The 23010-nt window shown below is 56.1% G+C and carries 18 protein-coding genes; 15 read left to right on the top strand and 3 right to left on the bottom strand.

Going from position 1 to position 23010, the window contains the following annotated elements; translation table 11 throughout:
* Positions 1-69 precede the first annotated feature (69 nt).
* The 4 genes from MKX51_RS29275 to MKX51_RS29260 all read left to right on the top strand — a co-directional run bounded on the left by MKX51_RS29275 (position 70) and on the right by MKX51_RS29260 (position 6905).
* Positions 70-456 carry a MarR family winged helix-turn-helix transcriptional regulator gene (locus tag MKX51_RS29275; RefSeq protein ID WP_340946446.1) on the top strand — a complete coding sequence of 129 codons (387 nt, stop codon included), beginning with the start codon at positions 70-72 and terminating at the stop codon, positions 454-456.
* Positions 449-2209 (top strand): ABC transporter ATP-binding protein, encoded by a 1761-nt coding sequence (locus MKX51_RS29270; RefSeq protein WP_340946448.1) that lies wholly within the window; start codon positions 449-451, stop codon positions 2207-2209. Before MKX51_RS29275 ends, MKX51_RS29270 begins: the two co-directional genes overlap by 8 nt.
* Positions 2206-4104, top strand: coding sequence for an ABC transporter ATP-binding protein (locus MKX51_RS29265; protein ID WP_340994794.1), 1899 nt, complete (start codon positions 2206-2208; stop codon positions 4102-4104). Before MKX51_RS29270 ends, MKX51_RS29265 begins: the two co-directional genes overlap by 4 nt.
* 572 nt (positions 4105-4676) lie before the next feature.
* Positions 4677-6905, top strand: coding sequence for an MMPL family transporter (locus MKX51_RS29260; RefSeq protein ID WP_340994792.1), 2229 nt, complete (start codon positions 4677-4679; stop codon positions 6903-6905).
* Between the two features lie 514 nt (positions 6906-7419).
* Here the strand turns inward: MKX51_RS29260 and MKX51_RS29255 are convergent.
* From MKX51_RS29255 to MKX51_RS29245, 3 genes are all read right to left on the bottom strand, one after another.
* Positions 7420-7740, bottom strand: coding sequence for an antibiotic biosynthesis monooxygenase (locus MKX51_RS29255; RefSeq protein WP_340994790.1), 321 nt, complete (start codon positions 7738-7740; stop codon positions 7420-7422).
* Positions 7741-7782: 42 nt separating this feature from the next.
* Positions 7783-8502, bottom strand: coding sequence for a 3-ketoacyl-ACP reductase (locus tag MKX51_RS29250; RefSeq protein ID WP_076080926.1), 720 nt, complete (start codon positions 8500-8502; stop codon positions 7783-7785).
* Between the two features lie 175 nt (positions 8503-8677).
* Entirely contained in the window at positions 8678-10231 is a 1554-nt protein-coding gene (locus MKX51_RS29245; protein WP_340994789.1) for an FAD-dependent oxidoreductase, read from the bottom strand.
* Positions 10232-10390: 159 nt separating this feature from the next.
* Here MKX51_RS29245 and MKX51_RS29240 point away from each other — a divergent pair, with 159 nt between their 5' ends.
* From MKX51_RS29240 to MKX51_RS29190, 11 genes are all read left to right on the top strand, one after another.
* Positions 10391-11758, top strand: coding sequence for a spore germination protein (locus tag MKX51_RS29240; RefSeq protein WP_340994788.1), 1368 nt, complete (start codon positions 10391-10393; stop codon positions 11756-11758).
* Positions 11758-12855, top strand: coding sequence for a GerAB/ArcD/ProY family transporter (locus tag MKX51_RS29235; protein ID WP_340994787.1), 1098 nt, complete (start codon positions 11758-11760; stop codon positions 12853-12855). The genes MKX51_RS29240 and MKX51_RS29235 overlap by 1 nt, the downstream gene beginning before the upstream one ends.
* Positions 12852-13967 carry a Ger(x)C family spore germination protein gene (locus tag MKX51_RS29230; RefSeq protein WP_340994786.1) on the top strand — a complete coding sequence of 372 codons (1116 nt, stop codon included), beginning with the start codon at positions 12852-12854 and terminating at the stop codon, positions 13965-13967. Before MKX51_RS29235 ends, MKX51_RS29230 begins: the two co-directional genes overlap by 4 nt.
* Positions 13968-14038: 71 nt before the next feature.
* Positions 14039-14440, top strand: a complete 402-nt coding sequence (locus MKX51_RS29225; protein ID WP_036692190.1) for a Fur family transcriptional regulator — start codon at positions 14039-14041, stop codon at positions 14438-14440.
* A gap of 231 nt (positions 14441-14671) precedes the next feature.
* Positions 14672-16726 carry a methyl-accepting chemotaxis protein gene (locus MKX51_RS29220; RefSeq protein WP_340994785.1) on the top strand — a complete coding sequence of 685 codons (2055 nt, stop codon included), beginning with the start codon at positions 14672-14674 and terminating at the stop codon, positions 16724-16726.
* Between the two features lie 91 nt (positions 16727-16817).
* Entirely contained in the window at positions 16818-17630 is an 813-nt protein-coding gene (locus tag MKX51_RS29215) for a uroporphyrinogen-III synthase (protein ID WP_340994784.1), read from the top strand.
* 62 nt (positions 17631-17692) lie between these two features.
* Positions 17693-18325 (top strand): ThuA domain-containing protein, encoded by a 633-nt coding sequence (locus MKX51_RS29210; protein WP_340751203.1) that lies wholly within the window; start codon positions 17693-17695, stop codon positions 18323-18325.
* Between the two features lie 116 nt (positions 18326-18441).
* A complete protein-coding gene (locus MKX51_RS29205) occupies positions 18442-18789 on the top strand; it encodes a phasin family protein (protein WP_036728281.1) in 348 nt (115 codons plus the stop codon).
* Positions 18790-20460, top strand: a complete 1671-nt coding sequence (locus tag MKX51_RS29200) for an ABC1 kinase family protein (protein WP_340994783.1) — start codon at positions 18790-18792, stop codon at positions 20458-20460. It abuts the gene before it with no gap.
* 427 nt (positions 20461-20887) lie between these two features.
* The gene (locus MKX51_RS29195) at positions 20888-22168 is read left to right on the top strand and encodes a DEAD/DEAH box helicase (RefSeq protein WP_340995752.1); all 1281 of its coding nucleotides are present in this window, start codon (positions 20888-20890) and stop codon (positions 22166-22168) included.
* The gene (locus MKX51_RS29190; protein WP_340994782.1) at positions 22056-22766 is read left to right on the top strand and encodes a hypothetical protein; all 711 of its coding nucleotides are present in this window, start codon (positions 22056-22058) and stop codon (positions 22764-22766) included. Before MKX51_RS29195 ends, MKX51_RS29190 begins: the two co-directional genes overlap by 113 nt.
* The last annotated feature ends 244 nt before the right edge of the window (positions 22767-23010 follow it).

The raw sequence follows: 23010 nt of genomic DNA, 5'->3' as shown, positions 1-23010 counted from the left end.
TTTTCTGCACTCCGGAAGCTGCGCAAAGGGCATTGGCATCACTCGGTGGAGGGGCATAAGCCAAGTGAGATGACTTTATTGATATGTATTGCACGGGCGTCGCATGCTTCAGATCTGGGACTCAAGGTGTCGGAGATCAGCCGCTTCCTGGGACTGACTCCGCCAACAGTAACCCAGCTGATTAACAGTCTTGAAGCCAAGCAGATGGTAGAACGGCAGGCTGATCCGTCTGACCGGAGGGTAGTGCGCATCAAGTTGACCGAACAGGGGAAAATTATTACCCGCAGGGCCAGGGACCATATGGACGCCACACTGAACAAGATGGTGGAGTACTTAGGTGAGGAAGAATCTGATCAACTGGCGGAACTGCTGCTGAAAGTCTATGCCTTTATGGAGGATAATCCTCCGCCTAATCTAGACCGGTTACAAATGAACGGAGATGAGAAGCATGATTAAATTAATGAAACAACTGAAGCCCTTCCGCTTGGCTATCGCAGGGGTACTGATTCTGGTATTCCTGCAGTCCATGGGCGATCTGTATCTTCCCACCTTGATGAGTAACATTATCGACAAAGGGATTGTGGAGGGTGACCAGCCGTATATCTGGAGAATTGGCGGCTTCATGCTGCTGGTGGCGGCCGGAGGTGTGCTATGCTCTATTATTGCCAGCTATCTGTCAGCCAGAGTGGCGGCAGGCTTCGGAAAGAATACCCGTTCACGGGTGTTCAATCATGTGGAGAACTTTACGCTTCATGAATTCGACAAGCTGGGCACGGCCTCATTGATTACACGTACCACTAATGATATTACACAGGTTCAGACGGTACTGACTATGATGCTCCGCATGATGGTCGGTGCTCCGATGATGATGATCGGCGGGATTATTATGGCGGTGTCGGAGGACGCCAAGCTCTCGCTGATCTTTGTAGTGGTGATTCCGCTGCTGGTCGGAGCGATATTTTTCATCGGAATGAAGGGTCTGCCGCTGTTTAAGGCGATCCAGATCAAGCTGGACAAATTAAATCTGGTGCTGCGCGAGCATCTGACCGGTATCCGCGTCATCCGCTCCTTCAACCGGATTGAGCATGAGAACAGACGGTTCAGTGCGGCCAACGCAGATCTTACGGATACTGCAATCAAAGTCAATAAGGTGATGGCGGGCCTGATGCCGCTGATGATGATCGTCATGAACTTCTCGATGATTGCCATTCTGTATTACGGCGGAATCCGCATTGGCGACGGGGATCTGAAGGTTGGCTCCTTGATGGCATTCATTCAGTATGCCATGCAGATTATGTTCTCGCTGATCATGGTGTCGATGATGTTCGTGCTGATTCCAAGAGCTTCTGCCTCAGCGCTGCGCATTAATGAAGTGCTGGATATGCAGCCAGAGATTAAGGACCCTACCTCTGCAGAACTGAAGACTACGGCTACAGCTACACAGGAGGACGGCCGTGACGGATTGCACGGGTATGTGGAGTTCGACAATGTATCCTTCGCTTATCCGGGTGCAGAGCAGGCAGCCTTGTCGGGAATTACCTTCAGTGCGCGCCCCGGTGAGATTACCGCCATTATCGGCGGAACCGGGTCAGGCAAGTCCACGCTGCTGAACATGATTCCGAGATTCTATGATGCCATAGAAGGTACGGTAAGTGTGGACGGTGTGGATGTGCGCCAGATGACGCAGGAGGAATTGCGGAGCAAGATTGGTTATATTCCGCAAAAAGCCGTGCTGTTCACCGGTACCATCAACGAGAATATCCGGTACGGCAAAGAGGATGCAACCGAGGAGGAGATTCTTCATGCCGCCAAGGTGGCACAGGCCTATGATTTTGTCACAGCGATGAAGGAAGGCTTCGATTCAAGCATCTCCCAGGGGGGCGGTAACGTCTCCGGCGGCCAGAAGCAGCGTCTGTCGATAGCCCGTGCCCTCGTCCGCAAGCCGGAGGTATATCTGTTCGATGACAGCTTCTCCGCGCTGGACTTCAAGACCGATGCCAAGCTGCGTGCCGCGCTCAAGGAGGAGACTACGGAATCTACGGTCCTTATCGTCGCACAGCGGGTAAGCACGGTAATGGATGCAGACCGGATTATCGTACTGGATGAAGGTCAAATTGTCGGTATGGGTACGCACCGCGAGCTGCTGGACAACAATGAGGTGTACCGCGAGATTGTATCCTCGCAGCTGTCAGAGGAGGAAATAGCATGAGTGAGCAGAACAAAGCAATGAAGCCGCCCGCCCGCAGACACGGCGGATTCGGCCCCGGCCCGGGCGGACCCGGCATGGGTATGCCTCCCGAGAAGGCGAAGGATTTCAAGGGCACCCTGCGCCGCCTGGTCCGGTATTTGCGCCCGCGCCAGGTACAGCTGATTATCGTATTCGTAATGGCGATTGCCAGTACCGTATTCAGTATTTTCAGCCCTAAGGTGATGGGTAAGGCAACGACCAAGCTGTTCGAAGGCGCTTATGGCAAGATGATGGATGTACCTGGGGCAAAGATTGATTTTGGCTATGTGAATGATATTCTGATCCTGCTGGCAGGCCTGTATCTGTTCAGCGCGCTGTTCAGTTATATCCAGCAGTATGTCATGGCCGGTGTGGCGCAGAAGGTTGTCTACGATATGCGCGAGCAGATCAACAGCAAGCTGGAGCGGCTGCCGCTGAAATACTTTGATTCCCGGACCCACGGGGAGACGCTCAGCCGGGCGACCAATGATGTGGACAACATCAGCACCACTCTGCAGCAGAGCTTGACCCAGCTGATCACCTCCATTGTGACGATTGTCGGGGTTATTGTGATGATGCTGACGATCAGCCCGTGGCTGACCCTGATTACGATCGTAACGCTGCCGCTGAGCTTCGTGGTGATTATGCTGATCACCAAGCGCTCCCAGACCTATTTCGTCGGACAGCAGAAATCGCTGGGCCAGCTGAATGGTCATGTGGAGGAGATGTATACCGGGCACCGGATCATCAAGGCTTTTGGACGGGAGAAGAATTCCCTGAAGGACTTCAATGCCATCAATGAGGAGCTGTATAACTCCGGCTGGCGCTCCCAGTTCATCTCCGGGATTATTATGCCGCTGATGATGTTCATCGGGAACCTGGGGTATGTGCTGGTCTGTGTGGTCGGCGGGATCTTCGTGACCAAAAAAGCGATCGACGTCGGTGACATCCAGGCATTCATCCAGTATTCGCGCCAGTTCACCATGCCGATTACGCAGACTGCCAATATTGCCAACATCATTCAGTCCACCATCGCTTCGGCAGAACGTGTATTTGAACTGCTGGATGAGGAAGAGGAAGTCCCTGAAGTGGCGGCTACACTGGCGAAACGTTCAGCAGCTGCAGAAGAGGGCTCTGTGGAATTCCGTCACGTGCAGTTCGGATACAAGCCGGGTGAACTCCTGATTGAAGACATGAACATCGAGGTCAGTCCGGGACAGACCATTGCGATTGTAGGGCCAACCGGGGCCGGCAAAACCACGCTGATCAACCTGCTCATGCGCTTCTATGAGATCAGCGGCGGGGAGATTGTGATCGACGGTGTGAATATCACCGATATGAAGCGCAGCGAGCTGCGCAGCAAATTCGGTATGGTGCTTCAGGATACCTGGCTGTTCAACGGGACTATCCGCGATAATATCGCTTACGGCCGGGAAGGGGCTTCGGAGGCTGATGTGGTGCGGGCAGCCAAGGCTGCGCATGCCGATCACTTTATCCGTACGCTGCCGCTCGGGTATGACACGATTCTGAATGAAGAGGCCTCGAACATCTCCCAGGGTCAAAAGCAGCTGCTGACCATCGCCCGGGCGATTCTGGCCGATCCGTCCATCCTTATTCTGGATGAAGCAACCAGCAGCGTAGATACGCGGACAGAGGTGCAGATCCAGAAGGCGATGAACACGCTGATGCACGGCAGAACCAGCTTCGTGATCGCTCACCGCCTGTCCACCATCAAGGATGCCGATCTGATCCTGGTGATGAACCAGGGTAGCGTAATTGAGAAGGGCACCCATGTGGAACTGCTGGAAGCGGGCGGCTTCTATGCCGATCTCTATAACAGCCAGTTCTCCGGGGATGACCTGCCGGATGCAGGCTGATCTCTGATCTGAATGGAATAGTTACCTGAATATAACCGGCTGTAGGTCACAGCCAGGCATCACCTAGCGTTCATGCAGAGCGTCTTCGGACATTCTCTGTATGAACGCTTTTTTGCAACTCATCCAAAAGCCCAGCCTTTTCCTGCATAAAATACAACTTTCCCCGCGTCCAATTGGCCTTAATCTTAAATTGTTGTACAGAAGGCAGCATTCCTCCTCCATCCATAGGCTGCCAATGAAAATTCCTGCATTTCGTGCAGCAATCCTCCAAATATCAGGTTATCTGTAAGCGAAAGTTGCAATAACTGCAAGATTTCCGTGTGCAGATTCAAGTCATAGTCTTTAGACGCCTGTGTATTATATAGTATTTTCCAGATTATACTAGAAAAAGAGTCCGGGCCCCCCTGCGTCCACGGCATAAGTTCAGGCATTCCAGGGGGCACAGCGGCAGTGATCACTCTAGTTTTACAACATTTCAGAAAAAAGATTTGCTTAAAATTTTCGGGGTATATATGATAAGGATATCAAAATGACCCGCGGCTCATTTTTTGGGCGGACGGATAGGAGAGAGGATGAAAGGTATGTCGGGCTACGGAAAATGGGTAGCAGGGAGCAAGACCAAATGGATTACTCTGCTGGTGTGGGTTGCACTGGTCGGGGTGCTTACGATGCTATGGCCTTCAGTGAATTCACAGGTTGCTAACAATGCCTCCAATCTGCCTGAGGATTCACAATCGGTGCGGGCATCGGTCGTTGCCGAGAGAGAATTTCCGGCCGGAAGCGGAGTGCCGGCACTGCTCGTTTGGCATCGTGACGGAGGCATCCCGGAGGAGGATCTCGTACATATAACAGCAGTATACAGCAAGCTGGAGCAGCAGCCTCTTATGCATCAGAACTTCGTTCCGCCGCTGGGCAAGCTGCCGCCGCAGGCGCTGCAGGCGTCCTTGTCGGAGGACCGGAGCACGCTCGTTACCCCGGTGCTGTTCGACAAGACGGCGGACAGCGACCAGCTGGGAGAGTCGCTGAAGAGCCTGAAGGAGCTGGTGCGGACGGAGACGGGGACTGACCCGTCTGCCGCCAAGCCGGACAGCGGAGACTTAAGCCTGCGCGTATCCGGCCCGGTCGGAATCTCGGTAGATGCTACAGGGCTGTTCAAGAATGCCGACGTGTCGCTGCTGATTGCCACCGTCATTCTGGTGCTGGTCTTCCTGCTGCTGATCTACCGTTCGCCGATTCTGGCGCTGATTCCGCTGGTCGCTGTAGGCTTCGCTTATGGCGTAACCAGCCCGGTGCTTGGCCTGATGGCCAGGGAAGGCTGGATTACGGTGGATTCGCAGGCAGTCTCGATAATGACTGTGCTGCTCTTCGGGGCAGGGACAGACTATTGCCTGTTCCTGATCTCGCGCTTCCGTCAGATGCTGAAGGTGGAGGAGAATAAGGGGCGCGCACTGCTGAGCGCCATTTCCCACTCCTCCGGGGCGATTGCGATGAGCGGCTTCACCGTGGTGCTGGCCCTCTTCGCTCTGCTGCTGGCCAAATACGGCGCGTACCACCGGTTTGCAGTGCCGTTCAGCGTCTCGATTCTGATTATGGGGGTAGCCAGTCTGACCCTGGTTCCGGCCTTGCTGGCGATCTTCGGACGGACCTCCTTCTTCCCGTTCGTGCCGCGCACGCCGCAGATGGAAGCAGAGCGGGCCAAGGCCAAGGGCAGACCGGTCCCGCAGCCGCAGCCTGCCCGCCGTAAGGGAATCGGGTACCTGGTGGTATCCCGCCCGTGGGCCATTGTCGGAATTACTGTAATACTTCTGGGAGTGCTGGCCTCATTCTCCAGCGGAATCAAGTTCACCTATGATATTCTGTCGTCGTTCCCGAAGACTATGGAGTCGCGGGAAGGCTTCGACCTGATCGGCAAGCAATTCTCCCCCGGTGAGCTGGCACCCGCCAAGCTGATGGTCGATACGGAAGGGTTATCCGGCGGAGAAGACCTGAAATCGGTGCTGAGCAGCCTGTCCTACGTGGATGTGGTCTCAGACCCGCAGCAAGGGGCCGTTAACCCGAAGATTACCGCCTATGATATTGAGTTCAAGGACAATCCGTATTCGATTGAGGCGATGGACCACATCCCGGCACTTCAGGCTACGGTTGAGTCGGCCCTGACGGAATCAGGGATTGAGAACGCGCAGGATAAGGTATGGATTAGCGGCCAGACCGCTACCCAGCACGATACCAAGGAGCTTGGAGAACGTGACACCGATCTGATCATCCCGGTTGTTATCGGCCTGATTACGGTGCTGCTGCTGGTCTATCTCAGATCTGTCGTAGCCACAGTATATCTGGTGGGGACAGTAATTCTATCGTTCTTCTCGGCACTGGGCCTGGGCTGGATCATCATTCATTATGTACTCGGAGCAGATGCGATTCAAGGGTCCATTCCGCTATATTCCTTCGTCTTCCTGGTAGCGCTCGGGGAGGATTACAACATCTTCATGATCTCGAATATCTGGAAAAAACGTAAGCATAAGCCGCTGAAGCAGGCGATTGCAGAAGGTGTGAATGAGACCGGCTCGGTTATTACCTCCGCCGGACTTATCCTGGCCGGTACATTCGCCGTTCTGGCAAGTCTTCCGATTCAGGTACTGGTCCAGTTCGGCATCATCACTGCGATCGGTGTCCTGCTGGATACCTTCGTGGTCCGTCCGTTCCTGGTACCGGCTATCACTGTTCTCTTCGGCCGTCTGGCCTTCTGGCCCGGCAAGCATCAGGAGATAAGCGAAGCCTCTGCTTCGGATACACAGCGGTAAGAAGTGGTTAGTTCAGCAATTTTCTGAAAAAACAACAAAGAAATCGCCCTTTCGGGTAAATGGAAGATCCATCAACCATCCCGAAAGGAGCGATTTTTTTGCTTTTGCCAGCAAATCTCTATTAAAGGGAGAAGCGCTTCTTTTGTACGAAGCTAGTAGATCATCAGAATTAAACAAGTGAGTTCATTCCATAAAAGCAGTAAGGTACGAAGCTGCCTTCGTAGTGAAAAAACAGGGATAAGTGTATTCTGTGCAACTAAAAACAGGGAAACGGGTGGACTTCCTCTTCTAAGTGTAGTCTGTACAACTAAATTTGCCCGGATGGGCGAAAATCCAGGTTTAGGGGCATTTTAATTGCACGTACTACATCTAAACGGAGATTTGGCAGCGTATCGGACGATTTAGTTGTACGAATTGCAATTAAGCCTACCCCTTGCACCTAATCGGGGTGAGGTAACCCCTCAGCAAGCCATTAGTTAAAGTAATTCTCAACATGTTTAGATCTGATGTGCTACTATTCAGCCTGAACGTCCGGAGTGCGGCTGTGCACCAGCTCGTACTTGTCGAGCGAGGAGCCGACAATGGCTTCGTTCCGGCCGGCACCGCGGTGCGAGTCCCGGAAGGCGGGGCTTGAGGTCCAGCCGTTCAGCGCTTCCTCATTCTCCCAGACGGTGCTGATCTTCAGCTCCTCTATGCCTTCCTTGGGAGCGCCGCGCCACACCTCCATGCGGATGAAGCCGGGGATGCTCTGCACCCCGTTATCTGCGCTGAATCGTGAGGCCAGCGCTTCACCATGCCCTTCCTTGATCTTAATCGTATTAGTAACTACCAGCATGCCAAGTCCTCCTTGTAGAGCTTTGCGTAATTTCCGCCTCCATTATTGCGGATTGGTGGTCCAGATGCCTGCCGTCTTCAGGAAGACACGGTCAGGCAGCTTAAGCGCAGCGAGCGTCAGCTCGGCAACGTCCTCCGGCTGCATCATCCGGTCCTCGTCCCCGATCTTAAGACCCGCGCCGGTAGCGAGGCCTGTATTCACTGTGCTTGGGGTCAGCGCCACGACACGGATATTATGCTTGCGTACCTCCATCGCCAGTGACTCCGTCATGCCCATAAGAGCAAACTTGGAAGCACAGTAGGCCGAGCCTGCGGCGAAGCCGCGTTCCCCTGCGGTGGAGGAGATGTTGATGATATTGCCGCTTGAACGCTCGATCATCGCAGGCAGTGCCGCACGTGTCACATAATAGGCCCCGAACAGGTTGATCTGCATATGCCGTTCCCAGTCTGCCGGGTCCATCTCCAGGAACGTGCCGAACTGGGCGATCCCGGCGTTGTTAATAAGCGCGTCGAAGGGGCCGAGATCCTTCTGTAGCGCTACTACCGCCCGCTCTGCTTCTTCACGTACTGCAATATCGGCTACGGCGATACTGACCTTGATGTCGTACACCTCGGTCAGCGCCGCCTTCAGCGCCTCCAGATCCGCCGAGGTTCTGGAGATCAGCCCCAGGTTGGCGCCTTCCTTAGCCAGCGCCATAGCGAGCGCCTTGCCGATTCCCTTGCCTGCACCTGTAATGACAATACTGGTTCCTCTCAAATCCATAACCTGTCGTCACGCTCCTTATATATAGAATGATGGGTAATTCTAGAAGATACTGTCTATTATACCTGAGCGGCCGGGCACAATCACGCCGGAGCCGCAGCTCCGGCAGTGCAGGCCGCCAGTCCCCCTGTACCACTTGTGCCGCTAATGTCCCGCAGCGCCCGGTCATCCCGCTTTAGCCTTCCGGCGTGATCGTCTTAAGCGGCACGGTCGCCGGACCTTCAAGCACATCGCCTTCGTAGGAGAAGCGGGAGCCGTGACACGGGCAATCCCAGGAGCGCTCGGCGTCATTCCACTCGCATTCACAGCCCAGATGAGTGCAGGTTCTGTCAACGAGATGCAATTGGCCCTCAGGGTCGCGGTAGGCACCTACGCGTTTGCCGTCATGGAAGACGACTGCACCCTGATCCGGCTCCAGATCCTTCGTCTTGGTGTGTACAATCTCCACTTTGCCAGCCACCAGCTCCTTGGCGACCGAGAAGTTCTGCACGATGAAGTTCTTGATCGCGGGCACCGCCTTGAAGCGTGAGGGATCATATAACCCGGTGTAGGGGTTACTGCTTCCCAGAATGCCGTCTGCGATCAGGCGGGCAGCCACGGTTCCGTTCGTCATGCCCCATTTCCCGAAGCCGGTGGCGATATAGATCTCCTCGTCCCCGGCGCGCTTGCCGATGTAAGGAACCCGGTCCAGTGTGAGCAGATCCTGGGTGGACCAGCGGAACGGAATACTGCGGATGCCCAGCAGCTCCCCGGCGAACCGCTCCAGATTCTCATAATGGCCGAACGTACAAATGCCTTGACCCGTCTTGTGGTTCTCCCCGCCGGCGATGACCAGCTTCCGGTCTCCCCATTCCACTGCCCGCAGCGAACGGGTAGGTTCACCGGCACTCAGATACATGCCGCCCTCATAATCCGTCTCCGGCTCGAACGCCAGACAGTAGGAGCGTTCCGCATGCAGCCGCGAGAAGTAGAGAGACCCGCCGTCATAGAAGGGGAAGTGGGAAGCCGACACGGCATGGCGGCAGCGGATCTGGAGCTTCTCTCCCTCGGTATGCAGGGTTATCTGTCCGTCCGTATCGACCTTCTCTCCGATCATCGTGTGCTCAAATACAGTGCCGCCCCTGTCCAGAACCGCCTGCAGCAGTCCCTTCAGGTACTCCAGCGGGTGAAAACGGGCCTGATCCGGCATCCGGATGGCCCCGCCCGCGCCCAGCGGCAGCGGCACCTGATCCAGCCACTCTCCGGGCAGTCCCAGCTTGCCATAAGCCTCGAATTCCTTATTCAGCGCCTTCAGCGTCTTCTCGTCACCTTGATCCGCATACAGGTAGGCCGCTTCCCGCTTCATCCCGCAGGACAGGTCCAGCTCCTCCGCTGTGGCAATCATCCACTCCATGGCCTCGCTGTTCGACTGATAATACATCCGGGCCTGCTCCCCGCCGAAATGCTTCAGCAGATCATTATAGATCATGCCGTGCTGGGCGGAGATTTTGGCGCTGGTATAGCCGGTGGCCCCGCCGAGAATCTGTCCGGCTTCAAGCAGGGTGACCTTATATCCGGCCTTGGACAGCAGATAAGCGGTAGTAATCCCGGTAATTCCTGCCCCTACAATAGCTACGTCTGTGACATGATCTTCCGCAAGCACCGGAAAAGACGGCAGACCTGTACTGCCTATCCATAACGATTCCGGAAATTGCGGAAGACCTTGCGAACGGGGTTCCTGTGTGCTCATAGTCTAGTCCCTCCTAAGTGATGATCCATTTCATTTATTACCACTCTTCCGTGAAAAGAAACGCCCCGCTCCCCCGGCAGGTGCATGAAAACCGCCAGAAAGTGCCAACCTAAGAAGAAATTCACCGGGCAGCGGGCGGAGAGGGGCAGGGACGGACCTATGTCGGGACAACAGCATAAGCAGGCAGCCTCGCTCGACTGGATCAGAGGTCAGCTAAACGGGTTCGCCGATCTTGAAGATAAGGTCTTGACGATTCCGGCGGGACAGGTCAGCCTGCTCTATATCAAAAGTGTGACAGACGGACAGGTCATCAGCCGCAATATTATTGCTCCGTTCTACGAGATGGGCCATCCCGCAGCCTACTACAGCTATGTGGCCGATTATCCCGGCAGTGAAGAGGTGACAGACGGGCAGCGTGCTCTGGATCTTCTGCTCAGCGGCTATGCCTGTATTGGGCGGGAGGGCAAGCTCTGCTGCTTCGATGTCCTCCGGGCGGAGGCCAGCAGTATCAAGGAGACGATTACGGAGAGCATCAGCCAAGGCCCCTCCGATGCGCTGGGGGAGAGTCTGGCGGTGAACCTCAATCTGGTCCGGCGGCGTTATCTGTCCTCTGCGCTCAAGATGGAATTTACCATTATCGGCAATGTGTCCAAGACCAAGGTGGCGATCCTCTACGACGAGAGCCGGGTGAATCCCCAGGTTCTGGCCGAGTTAAAAGAGAAGCTGGACTCGCTGAAGCTCGACATTCTGCAGGCCGCCGGTGAACTGGAGAAATATATCAGCAGCGACAAGCTGCGCATTTTTCCCAAGACCATAGTAACCGAGCGCCCCGACCGGGTGGTATTCAATCTGGCAGAGGGCAAGGTGGCGATCCTGCTGGATACGACCGGGTATGCGATTGTGCTTCCGTCGATATTCAATGATTTCTTCACTGCCATGGATGACAAAATCCATCTGCCCTTCGTCGGCCGCTTCCTGAAGCTGCTGCGCATTCTGGGCGTGGCCATGACGTTATGGCTGCCGGCCTTGTACATTGCCTTCACCTCATACAATCCGGAGATTGTGCGGGTGCAGATCGCCCTGCTGATCGGGGGAAGCCGCGCTACGGTGCCTTACCCTTCTTTTGTCGAGGTGATTCTGATGATGATCATGATGGAGTTCCTGACGGAGGCTAGCTTGCGTCTGCCCAGAGCCATCGGTCCTACAGCGACCACGGTCGGCGGTCTGATCCTGGGGCAAGCTGCTACAGCGGCGGGGCTGATCGGTAACATTATGATTATTCTCGTCTCCGTAGTGGCGATATCCAATTTCCTGGTTCCGCTGAATATGATGAGCTTCTCCATCCGTGTGCTGAAGTATTTCTTTGTCATTGCAGCAGCTGTGCTCGGGCTTGTCGGTGTCGTGATCTGCCTGGTGGGCTTCACGCTGTACTTATGCAGCCAGCGCAGCTTCGGCCAGCCGTATTTCAAGATGTTCGTCCTTGATGCGCTGGGAGCGTCACTGAAGAAGAAAAGCGGGGGCTCCTAATGGCCAACAGCCGCTATTTCTACTGTCTGTTTCTCATGAACTCTCTGATCAATATCATTAACTTCGCCCCTCGGGAGCTGCTGGATGCCCGCTTCGACGGTGCGCAGTCCTCCATTCTGGTTGCGGTGGGTACGGGCACGCTGTTCATCTACCTGTTCACCAGAGTCATCCGTAAATTTCCGGGGAAGGGACTGCCGGAGATCTTCGGTTCAGTGATGCCGAGGCTGCTGTCCTCCCCGCTGATTGTCGTATATGCGGTTCTCTGGTATCTGGCCGGGGCGCTGATTCTTCTGTCCTTTGTGGACATTACCCTCCGGTTCATCAGCCCGGACACCGGCCCGATGGCAGTCTTGCTCGGGTTCCTGATATTGACCTGTCTGTGTGCCAGAATAGACTCGCTGTCCCTGCTCTATGGACTGGAAATTACACTGGCCATCACGCTCCCCTTAATTCTGTACACGACAGTCAAGGCGGTGGTGAACCCGGACTTTAGCTGGGACGCCGTACTGCAGATCATGACACATGCCCTGCATCCTCCCGACTGGAACAGCCTTGCGGCAGCGACCTTTACATTCAGCGGCTACATTAATATGGCGGTCTTCAACCGGGTCTTTCATGGCTTGAAGCTGAGGCATATCTGGATTCTGAGTCTGGAGGGGCTGCTCGTGCTGGCCATCACGTTTTATGTGCCCATCGGATATCACGGAACCGTCGGTGTCGAGCGGCATGTGTACACCTGGTTCACTACAGCGGACAGCATCCGGATTGAGTCGTTTTTGATTGAGCGCATGCTCTATCTTTTTTATTTTGCTTACAGCACACTGGCGCTCGTCAGTGCCATTATCCAGTGGCATGTCGGCAAAGAGCTGCTCCTCAGCCAGCTCCCCTCCGCCTCCGGCAGACCTAAGACGAGACTGCGGCAGGAGATCGTCATTATGGCGGTTTTTGCAGCGGGCACCATGCTCATGATGCGCATAGACCAGTACGACCTTAATATGCTCGGGGTATTCCTGCTGCATATCCGCTGGTACGGGGAGCTGCTGCTGATCCTGCTGTTATTCTGGTGCTACTGGATGGTAAGGAGGCGAAGAGTGTGAGAGCGGGAGTAATCGGGACTCTGCTGGTGATGCTGCTGTCCGCAACCATGACCCTGGTCCTTACAGGCTGCAATTTCAAGGATATTGACCGGAGAATATTTGTGGTTGCTATTGGCATTGATCCCGGCCGGAAGGAAGGAACGTTCAAGGTCAGCCTGAAGCTGGCGATTCCGCAAGGGGATGTCACGAAGATTGACGAGAAGATGCAGATCCTGACCGAAGAATCGGATAGCATCTCTGAAGCACTGCGCAGAATGAAGTCCAAGGTGGAGAAGGAGCTCGACTATGTGCACTGCAAATCGGTGATTCTGGGGGAAGGGCTGGCCGCGGGCGATATCCGGCATGTAACGGACTGGGCAGTCCGGCGCAGAGACATCCAGCTGATTCTTAATTTCGCCGTGGGCAGGCCGGGGGCGCTGGAGGTGCTGAGGGTTAAGCCGCCCGCCGAGCGCATTCCGTCGAACTCGCTGATCCTGGCTATGAGTGGGCAGGGAACAGAGTCGCCTTTTATCTCAAGCGTGTACTCCTATCAGCTTATGAGAAGTATTTATGAGAATGGCATTGACCCCATACTGCCGGTCATTGAAGCGCAGGGGAAGGAACAGTTCCTGATTAACAAGATCGCTCTGCTGGATAAAAATAAAATCCGGCTCGTCCTCTCACCCGATGAGACCAGGCTGCTCAATCTGCTGTCCCGCTCCAATCTGCGGACGAACTTCCCCGCCCATATAGGCAGCGGAATGTATGAATACTACACCGAGAGCTCCTCCTCCGGCTATAAGATTGTTGTTCCCCGGGAAGGTGAGCCTTACATCCGCTATACCATTAAGATTCGTGCGATCCTGGAGGAGAACAGTACGGAGGAGATGATTACCCACCATATGCTGACAAAGATTGGAGAGGCCGGTGCAGCAGAGCTGAGCGCTGCGGTTAAGGCGCTGCTGGTCAAGATCCGGGACAGCGGCATGGACCCGCTGGGCTGGGGGCTGCATTACGGGGCGAGGCACTGGAATAACGACACGGAAATGAGGGTATGGGAGAGTCTATATCCCCGTCTCGACTTCCGCGTGAATGCCAAAGTGGACGTTAAATACTCGGGCATGATCAAATAGGGCCGCAGGATTGACGCTTCCGGCATCAGGACTTATACTTGATCTAAAAACAAATTAGAGGATGATAAAAGATGAGAACCCTGAACCTGACCTCTCAGCGTCAAGCCGTGTATGATATCGTCCGCAATTCCCATGATCACCCTACCGCTGCGGAAGTCATGAACCGGCTGGTTGAGCAGGGGCATAACCTCGCTTATGGAACGGTCTACAATTCCCTGCGCTACCTTACAGATAAGCAGATGATCCGCGAGCTGAAGCTGGGCGAGGCGGCCAGCCGGTATGATGCGCGCCTGGACGACCACCAGCATATTGTCTGTGAAATCTGCGGTGCTGTGGATGAAGTGATGAGCCAGGTTCCGCAGGAGTGGAGCGACTCGGTGGCAGCAGATACAGGCTATTCGATCACTCATACGCATGTGGTATTCGGAGGCATCTGCCCGGCCTGCCAGAGCAGAAATTCACGCCAGAACTAGGACGTTTGTATGAGGTATGCTGGCTCGCTTAGTAACGGAATATAACAAAAGACCGTTTTCATGGAAACGGTCTTTTTGCTGTGCTGATATAAAAATTATCAATAAACATAGGGAAATAATCATAAGTTTCCAGAAAAAAGAGGGATTCGGGGGCTGGTATTTAATTATATATAGGATCCGGGAAATAATCCTTCTTAAGACCTATAAGGAAAGAGAGAGTGAGTCCATCATATGAATAAAAAGGTGCGTCTGAACATCCGTACGAAGCTGATTATTACCTATCTGCTTGTCCTGCTGGCACCGAGCATCATTATAGGCTGGTTAACCTATCAATCAGCCAGCAGCAACGTTGAGAAGCAGCTTACCAATAATGCCCAGGAAAGCGTAATTGCAGTGAATGAGATCATAAGTTCCAATATCCAGTCGAAAATAGATGATATTCTCTATTTCGCCGGACAGCTTCCGGCAGATTCCATTAATAACGAGGCGGCCGGACTGGCGGCGCCTGCACTGGAGAACAGATTGCGGGAGTATGCCGCACTGCATCCCGATGTGCTTGATATTTATGCCGGAACCAGCAAAGGCAAGAGCATCCGTGCGGCAGAGCTGGAGCTGCCGGAAGGCTATGATCCGCGCAAGGAGAATACCTATATCAACGCGCTTAAGCATGGCAGCGGCACTGTAATCTCCCCGGTATTTCAGACAGTGAATGGAGAGAGCGCCATTGCGGTATCGGCGGTGCTCGCGGATGGCAATGGTGTTGTCAGTCTTGATCTGAATCTGTCCTCGCTTGCCGGTATGACGGATATCAAGGTCGGTCAGGAGGGCTATATTCTGATTATCGACAGCAGCAAGAAATTCCTGGTTCATCCCACAGAAGCGATTGGCGCGGAATCCTCGCTTGAGTTCGTGAAGCAGATGTTCGGGAGTGAGAGCGGAAGCTTCGATTATGTATATAAGGATGCACCCAAGAAGATGACCTTCATGGTGAATGAGCTGACGGGCTGGCGAATCGGAGGCACCATCAGCTTGAATGAGATTACGCAGGCAACCAGCGGCATCCGCGAGACGGTCTGGCTGGTCATCTCTGTATCCGTGCTGCTGGCGCTGGTGCTGATCTATTTCAACATTGCGTCGATTCTAAAGCCGCTGATCCGCCTGCGTAAGGCAACCGAGCGGATTGCCGGCGGTGACCTGTCGCAGGATATCGGGGAATTCCGGGGGGATGAGATCGGCCTGCTGGCCGGAAATTTCCGCCTGATGGTGGAGAATCTGCGGCAGATGATTATCGGGGTGCAGACCATGACGGATAATGTCTCTTTCTCCGCTGAGCAGCTGAGCGCAGGGGCAGAGCAGACGACCAAAGCTATAGAGCATGTTACAGTGGCCATCCAGGAGGTGGCAGCCGGCACGCAGCAGCAGGTAAACAGTGTACATAAAGGAATGGCAAGCACGGCTGCCACCACAACCGAGGTAGCCCATATCTCGGAGTTCATGAAGCAGGTGTCGGTAATGATGGACAAGACCTCGCTGTCGGCTTCGGAGGGCAATGATTCGGTCATCAGCGTAGTCGACAAAATCAACGGTATTCATGAGACCGTGGAGGAAATGGGTACCGTCATCGATCAGCTGAGTGAGCGGGTCGGGCAGATCCAGGGGATTACCGGCGTGATCTCGGGAATCTCGCGGCAGACGAACCTGCTGGCGCTGAATGCGTCCATAGAAGCGGCCAGAGCCGGTGAACAGGGTCGCGGGTTCGCTGTGGTAGCCTCGGAGGTCCGCAAGCTGGCGGAAGAATCCGGAAAGTCGGCAAGCCTGATCTCCGAGCAGGTTGCCTCTATCCATTCAGAGATGCTCCGGGCTACGGCAAGCATGGAGGATGCGAAGACCAAGGTGATGGACGGCATTATGGCTGTGGATACAACAGGACGTTCGTTCTCGCGTATCCGCAGGGCGATTAAGGGGGCCGCGGAGACTATAGGCGGAATGAACGAAGGCGTTCAGACCCTGACTGCAGAAGCAGATAGTCTGGATCAGGCTATTAGCGAGATCCGCGGCATTACCGAGGCTGCGGCAGGCAGCACCGAGACGATCTCGGCAGCAGCCCAGCAGCAGCTTGCCTCGGTGGAAGAGATCGCCTCTTCCACCGCCGACCTGAGCCGACAAGCCGATGAATTGCAGCAGCTGGTCGGACGCTTCAAGCTGTACCCGGGAAACCAGGCTCCTGCCGCGCCGGAAGCGGTCAAGCCGGGGGAGAGCCTCCCTGGGGAACAGCAGAATTCATGAGGCCGAATATGCGGTCTGGTCTTTTCTTTTACCTCACTTTGCAAGTATACTGGTAAGCAACAATACGGGGTGATGAAGGGGAGAAGCGTTCATGGCAGAGCAATTAAAGGGCATTACCGTAGCCCTGGCCGGTCCGCGTAAAGCGGAAGACATGGCCAAGCTGGTAGAGAATATGGGAGGAACCGCGCTGCACCGTCCCGCTCAAGGGACAACCTTTCTGGATGATGCCGCCCTGCGTGAGGGGCTGATTGCCTGGACAGAGCAGCCGCCGGATCTGGCTATTCTGACTACCGGTATGGGGCTGGACGCATTGTTCGAGACGGCTGCGAAGCTGGCGCTTGCGGACCGCTTCCTGGAGGTTCTCTCTGGCTCACCTGTTGCTGCCCGTGGTTATAAGACAGTGAATGCCCTGAAGAAGCGCGGACTTGAGCCGGTCGTGCGTGACGATGACGGCAGCTCTGCCGGACTGATTCGCGGCCTGCAGGACTATGATCTGCAGGGCAAGCGGGTCATGCTTCAGCTGCATGGGGAGACTGCCCCGCAGCTGACCGGCTGGCTGGAGCAGGCGGGCGCAGCCGTAAGCTGTGTGCAGCCTTACCGGTATACTCAGCCGGAGCCTGGAGCGCTGGAGCTGCTGCTCACAGAGATCACCGAAGGACAGGTGGATGCAGTGGCGTTCACAAGTGCGCCGCAATTCCGCTTCCTGGCACAGCATGCGCGGAAGCAGGGGCAGCTTGCGGCGTTGGTGCAGGCTTTTGAAGAGAGGGTGCTGGCGGTATCTGTCGGCCGTATGACCTCGGAGGCCCTGAAGGAAGAAGGCGTGAAGCGGATTGTCATGCCGGAGCACGAGCGGATGGGCAGCATGTTCGTTACCCTGGGCCGCTATATTGCAGCTAACCGGTAGCAGCCGGCTGTTCAATTAACAGTTACTGCTACAAATACAGAGAGATATGGAGGAGGAGACCTATGGACAAGAGAAAATGCCTGTTGTTAGGCGATTACACACACCCTCGGTTTCACCCGTTGCAAGGTGTGGACAAGCAGGTCAGTGAAATTCTGAATGAGCTTCTGACGGTACAATGCTCGGAGAACAAGAAGCTGATGCTAAGTGAGCATCTGTCCGGATATGATCTGTGCATCGCATATAATGAATTGTGGAATGAAACCGTATCTCCGCAGCAAACGGCAGGTCTGCTGAGCTATGTCAGCGGAGGAGGCGGTCTGATTGTCCTGCACACCGGGGTATCCCTGGCGAAGCGTTATGAGCTGGCCCAGCTGATCGGCGCCAGATTCACCGGCCATCCGGCCTATACTCCGCTTCAGTTCAAGGTGCAGGAGCATGATATTACCGAAGGCATCGAAGACTTCCAGCTCGATGAAGAGCCGTACCGGTTCGAGTTCGATCCGTTCACCGAGAAGCAGATTCTGCTCGAATACGAAGCGGACGGGGAGATGCTGCCTGCGGCCTGGTGCCACAGCTATGGCCTGGGACGGGTGGTCTATCTGATGCCCGGCCATCATGAGCCGTCGTTCCGGCATCCGGCGATCCGTCAGCTGATTCTGCGGGCAGCCACCTGGGCGGCGCGTATCCCCAGATAATCAGCAAATAATCGGCCTTATCGAAGCTAAGCCCCACTTTTGTGGGGTTGTTTTGTGAAATGGCGGGCGAAGGGGTATACTTTATCCATAACTGCAATCTTTGGGAGGGAAGTACCATGAGTGATCTGTTGAAGAAAGCTATCTCATTAGGCGTAGGCCTCACCATTGTCAGCAAGGAGAAGGTTGAGAAGGTCGTAGACGAGCTGGTGAAGCGGGGCGAGCTGGCCCCGTCGGAATCCAAGGCGCTGGTGGAACGGCTGGTCGAGCGCGGAGATGAAGAACGGGGTGTGTTCAAGTCTGCCGTGCAGGAGCAGGTTCAGCGGGTGCTGAAGGAGCTTAAGGTACCTGTGCAGGAGGATATCACCAGGCTGGAGTCGCGCATTGCCCAGCTTGAGGGCCGTGTTGCCGAGCTTGAGGGCAAGTCACCCCAGGAGACCACCGTGCCGGAACAGCGTACGGAATAAATGGCTGTCCGCATAAGGCATGCCGGACGTTACCGGGCAATCGCCATGGCGCTTATGCGTCATGGCTTCGGCTATATGGTGGAGGAACTGGGCCTCTACCATCTTCTGTCACTTCCCCGCAGGATCATCACACAGGAGGTTCATGAAAGTGTGACCCTCGGTGAACGGGTCCGCAGGGTGCTGGAGGAGCTGGGGCCAACCTTCGTCAAATTGGGCCAGCTTGCCAGCACGCGCTCCGATCTGCTGCCTGATGCGATTATTCAGGAGCTGGTCAAGCTGCAGGACCATGTGCCGCCGTTCTCAGCCGAGACAGCCCGCAATATTCTGGAGCAGGAGCTGGACCAGAATATCGATGCGGTCTTCCAATACTTTGAGAATAATCCGCTCGCTGCCGCCTCCATCGGTCAGGTGCACCGGGCTGTGCTGCATGGCGGGCAGAGTGTAGCGGTCAAAATACAACGTCCAGGCGTCATGCGGACGATGAGCAGGGATCTTGAGATTCTATCGGATCTGAGCCTGCTCGCCGAGCGCAAGATGGACTGGGCCAAGCAATACGGATTAGCCCGGATGGTTGAGGAATTCTCCCGGGCGCTGCTGGCGGAGCTGGATTATGCCCAGGAAGGGCGCAATGCCGAGCGCATAGCCGGGCAGCTGTCTGCTCAAGATAACGTATATATACCGGCCATCTATTGGGACTTCAGCTCCACCAGGATTCTGACCATGGAATACATGGAAGGAATTACGCTGAACCGCAAGGACGAACTGCTGGGCTCGGGCGTGAAGCTTAAGACCATCGCCCAGCAGTTTGTGGAGATGATGCTGAACCAGATTTTTATTCATGGCTTCTTTCATGCCGACCCGCATCCCGGGAATGTCATGGTGCTGGAGGACGGGAAGCTGGCCCTGATCGATTTCGGGATGGTCGGACGGCTTAGCGAGGAGATGAAGGACGGTCTGTCCGCGCTGGTGATTGCACTCATGCGCAAGAATACGGACTCGATGGTACGGGCCATTCTGCGCCTGGGAGTGATCCCGGAGGAGGCCGACCGGATGGCACTGCACGAGGATATGGACCGGCTGCGCGAGCAGTATTATGATATCCCGTTCAAGCAGGTCAGCATCGGCAAGGCGCTGAATGATCTGTTCAGCATTGCCCGCAAGCACCGGCTGGTCATTCCGCCGGATCTGGCGCTGCTGGGCAAGACGATGCTGACCTTGGAGGGCATGGTCGCCAGCCTGGACCCGGCCTTCAGCATTATGCAGATGGCCGAGCCGTTCGGCAGGCGGCTGATCAAGCAGCGCTTCAGCGGAAGCCGCCTGCAGCGCAAGCTGCTGGGCGGGGTAGCTGATCTTGCCGAGAGTCTGGTCGAGCTTCCCGCTCAGGCCCGGCAGCTCTCCTCGCTGATCAGCAAGGGGAAGCTGAAGGTGGAGATCGGGGTCCCCGAGCTGCAGGACCTGGAGCATAAGTTCAGCCGGATCGGCAACCGCCTCTCCTTCAGTATCGTGCTGCTGGCCTTCAGCATCATCATGGCCGGACTGATTGTTGCCTCCTCCCTGCGCGGCGAGCCGTCGCTGCTCTGGGACTTCCCGATTGTGGAGATCGGCTCGGTCATCGCACTGCTGATGATTCTGTGGCTGCTGTTCTCCATCTTCAAATCGGGCAGATTCTAGCCGGGAGGGCCGGATAAATAATTATTCTTCGCCGAATGCACACAAAGGTTGCAAAATCAAGTACAATATTAAGATAACTTGCCACAATTAAAGTGTAATGGAACGCAAATGGAGTGCCGTCTGAACGTCCGGTGGATCGCTGCTGCGCCGTATAACCGAACGTTCGACCGCTGCCTTGCGGGCCTATGGGACGGAAGGGCTCCGGTGACGGGGTGCTTCCGCTTTTATTTGATACGATAAGAATGTGAAACGGTACCGTCCTTATACAGGGCCTGAGGGTGATATGCCCTCTGCTTACCTTGCGTACATTACTCCGTTACATGGATGAATATAAGTTATGGACTGACATGATGAACTGAAAATTCAGAAAATTAGTGAGGTGGAGCAATTGCCGGGTTTTAAAGATTTAGGAGTATCTGAAGTGCTGATGGATCTGCTCAAGGGGCAGGGCATCGTGAAGCCGACGCCGGTGCAGGAAGAGGCGATTCCGCCGCTGGTGCAGGGTCTGGATGTGATCGCACGTGCGAAGACGGGAACGGGGAAGACGCTGGCTTTTCTGCTGCCGATTATGGACAAGATCCGGGTTGAGGCCGCTTATCCGCAGGCGCTGATTCTGGCTCCGACGCGTGAGCTGGCGCTGCAGATTACCGAAGAGGCACGCAAGCTGGCCCGTCATACGGGCGTGAAGATTCTGGCGGTCTACGGCGGTCAGGATGTGGAGAAGCAGCTTCGTAAGCTGGAAGGCGGCAGACATCTGATCATCGGTACGCCGGGACGGCTGCTGGATCACCTCCGCCGGGAGACCCTGGACCTTAGCGGCGTGAAGATGCTGGTGCTGGATGAAGCGGACCAGATGCTGCATATGGGCTTCCTGGAGGATGTGGAGACGATCATTACGGCTGTGCCTTACCGCCGCCAGACGATGCTGTTCTCCGCGACGATGCCGGACCCGATCAAACGGCTGGCAGCGAACTATATGAAGGAGCCGCTGGATGTCATTATCAAGAGCGGCTCGCCGATTCCTCTGGACAATATCCGCCAGCAGGTGGTGGAATGCTCAGACCGCAACAAGGAGGAGGCGCTGATCTCCCTGATCGAGCGCGACCGTCCATACCTGGCGATCATCTTCTGCCGGACGAAGCGCCGGGCTATCAAGCTGAACGAGGCGCTGCAGGCGGCCGGGTATGACTGTGACGAGCTGCACGGCGATCTGTCGCAGGGCAAGCGTGAAGCCGTCATGAAGCGGTTCCGTGACGCCAAGCTCCAATTGCTGGTGGCTACGGATGTGGCGGCACGGGGTCTGGATGTTGAAGGGGTCACCCATATCTTCAACTATGATCTTCCGCTGGATGCGGACAGCTATATTCACCGGATCGGCCGCACCGGCCGCGCCGGAGGCAAGGGCCTCGCGATCACGTTCGCTTCGCCGCGTGAGCGCGCCGGGCTCGAACTGATCGAGCACGGCATCTCCCAGCGGCTGGACCGCCGCCGGTACGAGAAGGATGAATTCGGCGTAGGCGAATTCACCTCGGTGCAAGGCGGCGGCTCGCCGCGCGGGCGGCAGAGCGCGGCGCCTGAAGCGGCGCGCGCCGGCCGTGGCGGCCGGGCAGGGCCGCAGCGGCGGTGCGCCGCGCGGCGAAGCCGCTGGGCGTCCGGGCGGGCGCGGACGCGGCGGCAGAGACGCAGGCGGCTGGGGCGCGCCTGCTGAAGGCGGCGGCCGCAGCCGGAAGGACGCGGCCGGAGGCGGCAAGCGCAGCGCGTACAGCGCGGCTGCGGCGCCGAAGGGCGACTCCGCCGGGCAAGGCGCGGCGAAGAAGCCGAGACCTGGCGGCGGCTACGGTGCCTTCGCCAGCGGCGGCGACAGCGCACCAGCCAGCAGCTATGCTGCGGGTGTAGGTGCGGGTGCCGCAGCCGGGCGCGGCGGCAAGGGCGGCGCTGCGCGGGGCGGGGCCGCCAGAGGCAACGCCGCCCAGGGCGGGCCGAGCAGCGGCTACAGCACCAACGTATCCCGGGGCGCAGAAGCCGGGGGCTTCAGCTACGGCGCTTCGAAAGGTGCCGGCTCCGGGGCCGGGTATAATCCCGGCGGCGCGAAGTCGAGCCCGAAATTCCGGGCGCATGTAGCGCGCAGCAACGATGCGGGCGGCTATAACGCCTCCGCTCCCAAAGGCGGCTCACGCGGCGGCTCTAAGGGCGGCAAAGGCGGCTTCAGCTCAGGCGGACGCAGCAGCGGCGGGAATTCATCGCGCGGCGGGCGCAGCGGCGGCTCCGGCGGCGGTTCACGCGGCGGACGCGGCTCCTCCAGATAAAGGTGCTTTACATGCATAGCTAATCCTTGTTACCATAGGGCCGTTGGCGTCACAGCCAACTGACTCTATGGTAATATTTATTTACTGAAACCTTTTGGATATTAGGCCTGTCTATATAGATACTGCCGTAACATTCGGGTACAAATATAAATAGAGAGATATAGAAAGTAACCTGCGCTTTTGATCCTGCGGATTCTGCCGGATTCAGAAGTGCGAGGGTACACAACGTTTAGGAGGATTACAC

Origin of the sequence: Paenibacillus sp. FSL M7-0420, assembly GCF_038002345.1 — a bacterium.
Taxonomy (GTDB): Bacteria; Bacillota; Bacilli; order Paenibacillales; family Paenibacillaceae; genus Paenibacillus_AQ.
Note: the sequence above shows the minus strand (reverse complement) of the source record. Positions and strands in the feature narration are given on the sequence as shown.

Coding starts and splice junctions, on each gene's coding strand:
- MKX51_RS29275 (WP_340946446.1), top strand. CDS start 70: ATGACTTTATTGATATGTATTGCACGGGCGTCGCATGCTTCAGATCTG.
- MKX51_RS29270 (WP_340946448.1), top strand. CDS start 449: ATGATTAAATTAATGAAACAACTGAAGCCCTTCCGCTTGGCTATCGCA.
- MKX51_RS29265 (WP_340994794.1), top strand. CDS start 2,206: ATGAGTGAGCAGAACAAAGCAATGAAGCCGCCCGCCCGCAGACACGGC.
- MKX51_RS29260 (WP_340994792.1), top strand. CDS start 4,677: ATGAAAGGTATGTCGGGCTACGGAAAATGGGTAGCAGGGAGCAAGACC.
- MKX51_RS29255 (WP_340994790.1), bottom strand. CDS start 7,740: ATGCTGGTAGTTACTAATACGATTAAGATCAAGGAAGGGCATGGTGAA.
- MKX51_RS29250 (WP_076080926.1), bottom strand. CDS start 8,502: ATGGATTTGAGAGGAACCAGTATTGTCATTACAGGTGCAGGCAAGGGA.
- MKX51_RS29245 (WP_340994789.1), bottom strand. CDS start 10,231: ATGAGCACACAGGAACCCCGTTCGCAAGGTCTTCCGCAATTTCCGGAA.
- MKX51_RS29240 (WP_340994788.1), top strand. CDS start 10,391: ATGTCGGGACAACAGCATAAGCAGGCAGCCTCGCTCGACTGGATCAGA.
- MKX51_RS29235 (WP_340994787.1), top strand. CDS start 11,758: ATGGCCAACAGCCGCTATTTCTACTGTCTGTTTCTCATGAACTCTCTG.
- MKX51_RS29225 (WP_036692190.1), top strand. CDS start 14,039: ATGAGAACCCTGAACCTGACCTCTCAGCGTCAAGCCGTGTATGATATC.
- MKX51_RS29220 (WP_340994785.1), top strand. CDS start 14,672: ATGAATAAAAAGGTGCGTCTGAACATCCGTACGAAGCTGATTATTACC.
- MKX51_RS29215 (WP_340994784.1), top strand. CDS start 16,818: ATGGCAGAGCAATTAAAGGGCATTACCGTAGCCCTGGCCGGTCCGCGT.
- MKX51_RS29210 (WP_340751203.1), top strand. CDS start 17,693: ATGGACAAGAGAAAATGCCTGTTGTTAGGCGATTACACACACCCTCGG.
- MKX51_RS29205 (WP_036728281.1), top strand. CDS start 18,442: ATGAGTGATCTGTTGAAGAAAGCTATCTCATTAGGCGTAGGCCTCACC.
- MKX51_RS29200 (WP_340994783.1), top strand. CDS start 18,790: ATGGCTGTCCGCATAAGGCATGCCGGACGTTACCGGGCAATCGCCATG.
- MKX51_RS29195 (WP_340995752.1), top strand. CDS start 20,888: ATGGATCTGCTCAAGGGGCAGGGCATCGTGAAGCCGACGCCGGTGCAG.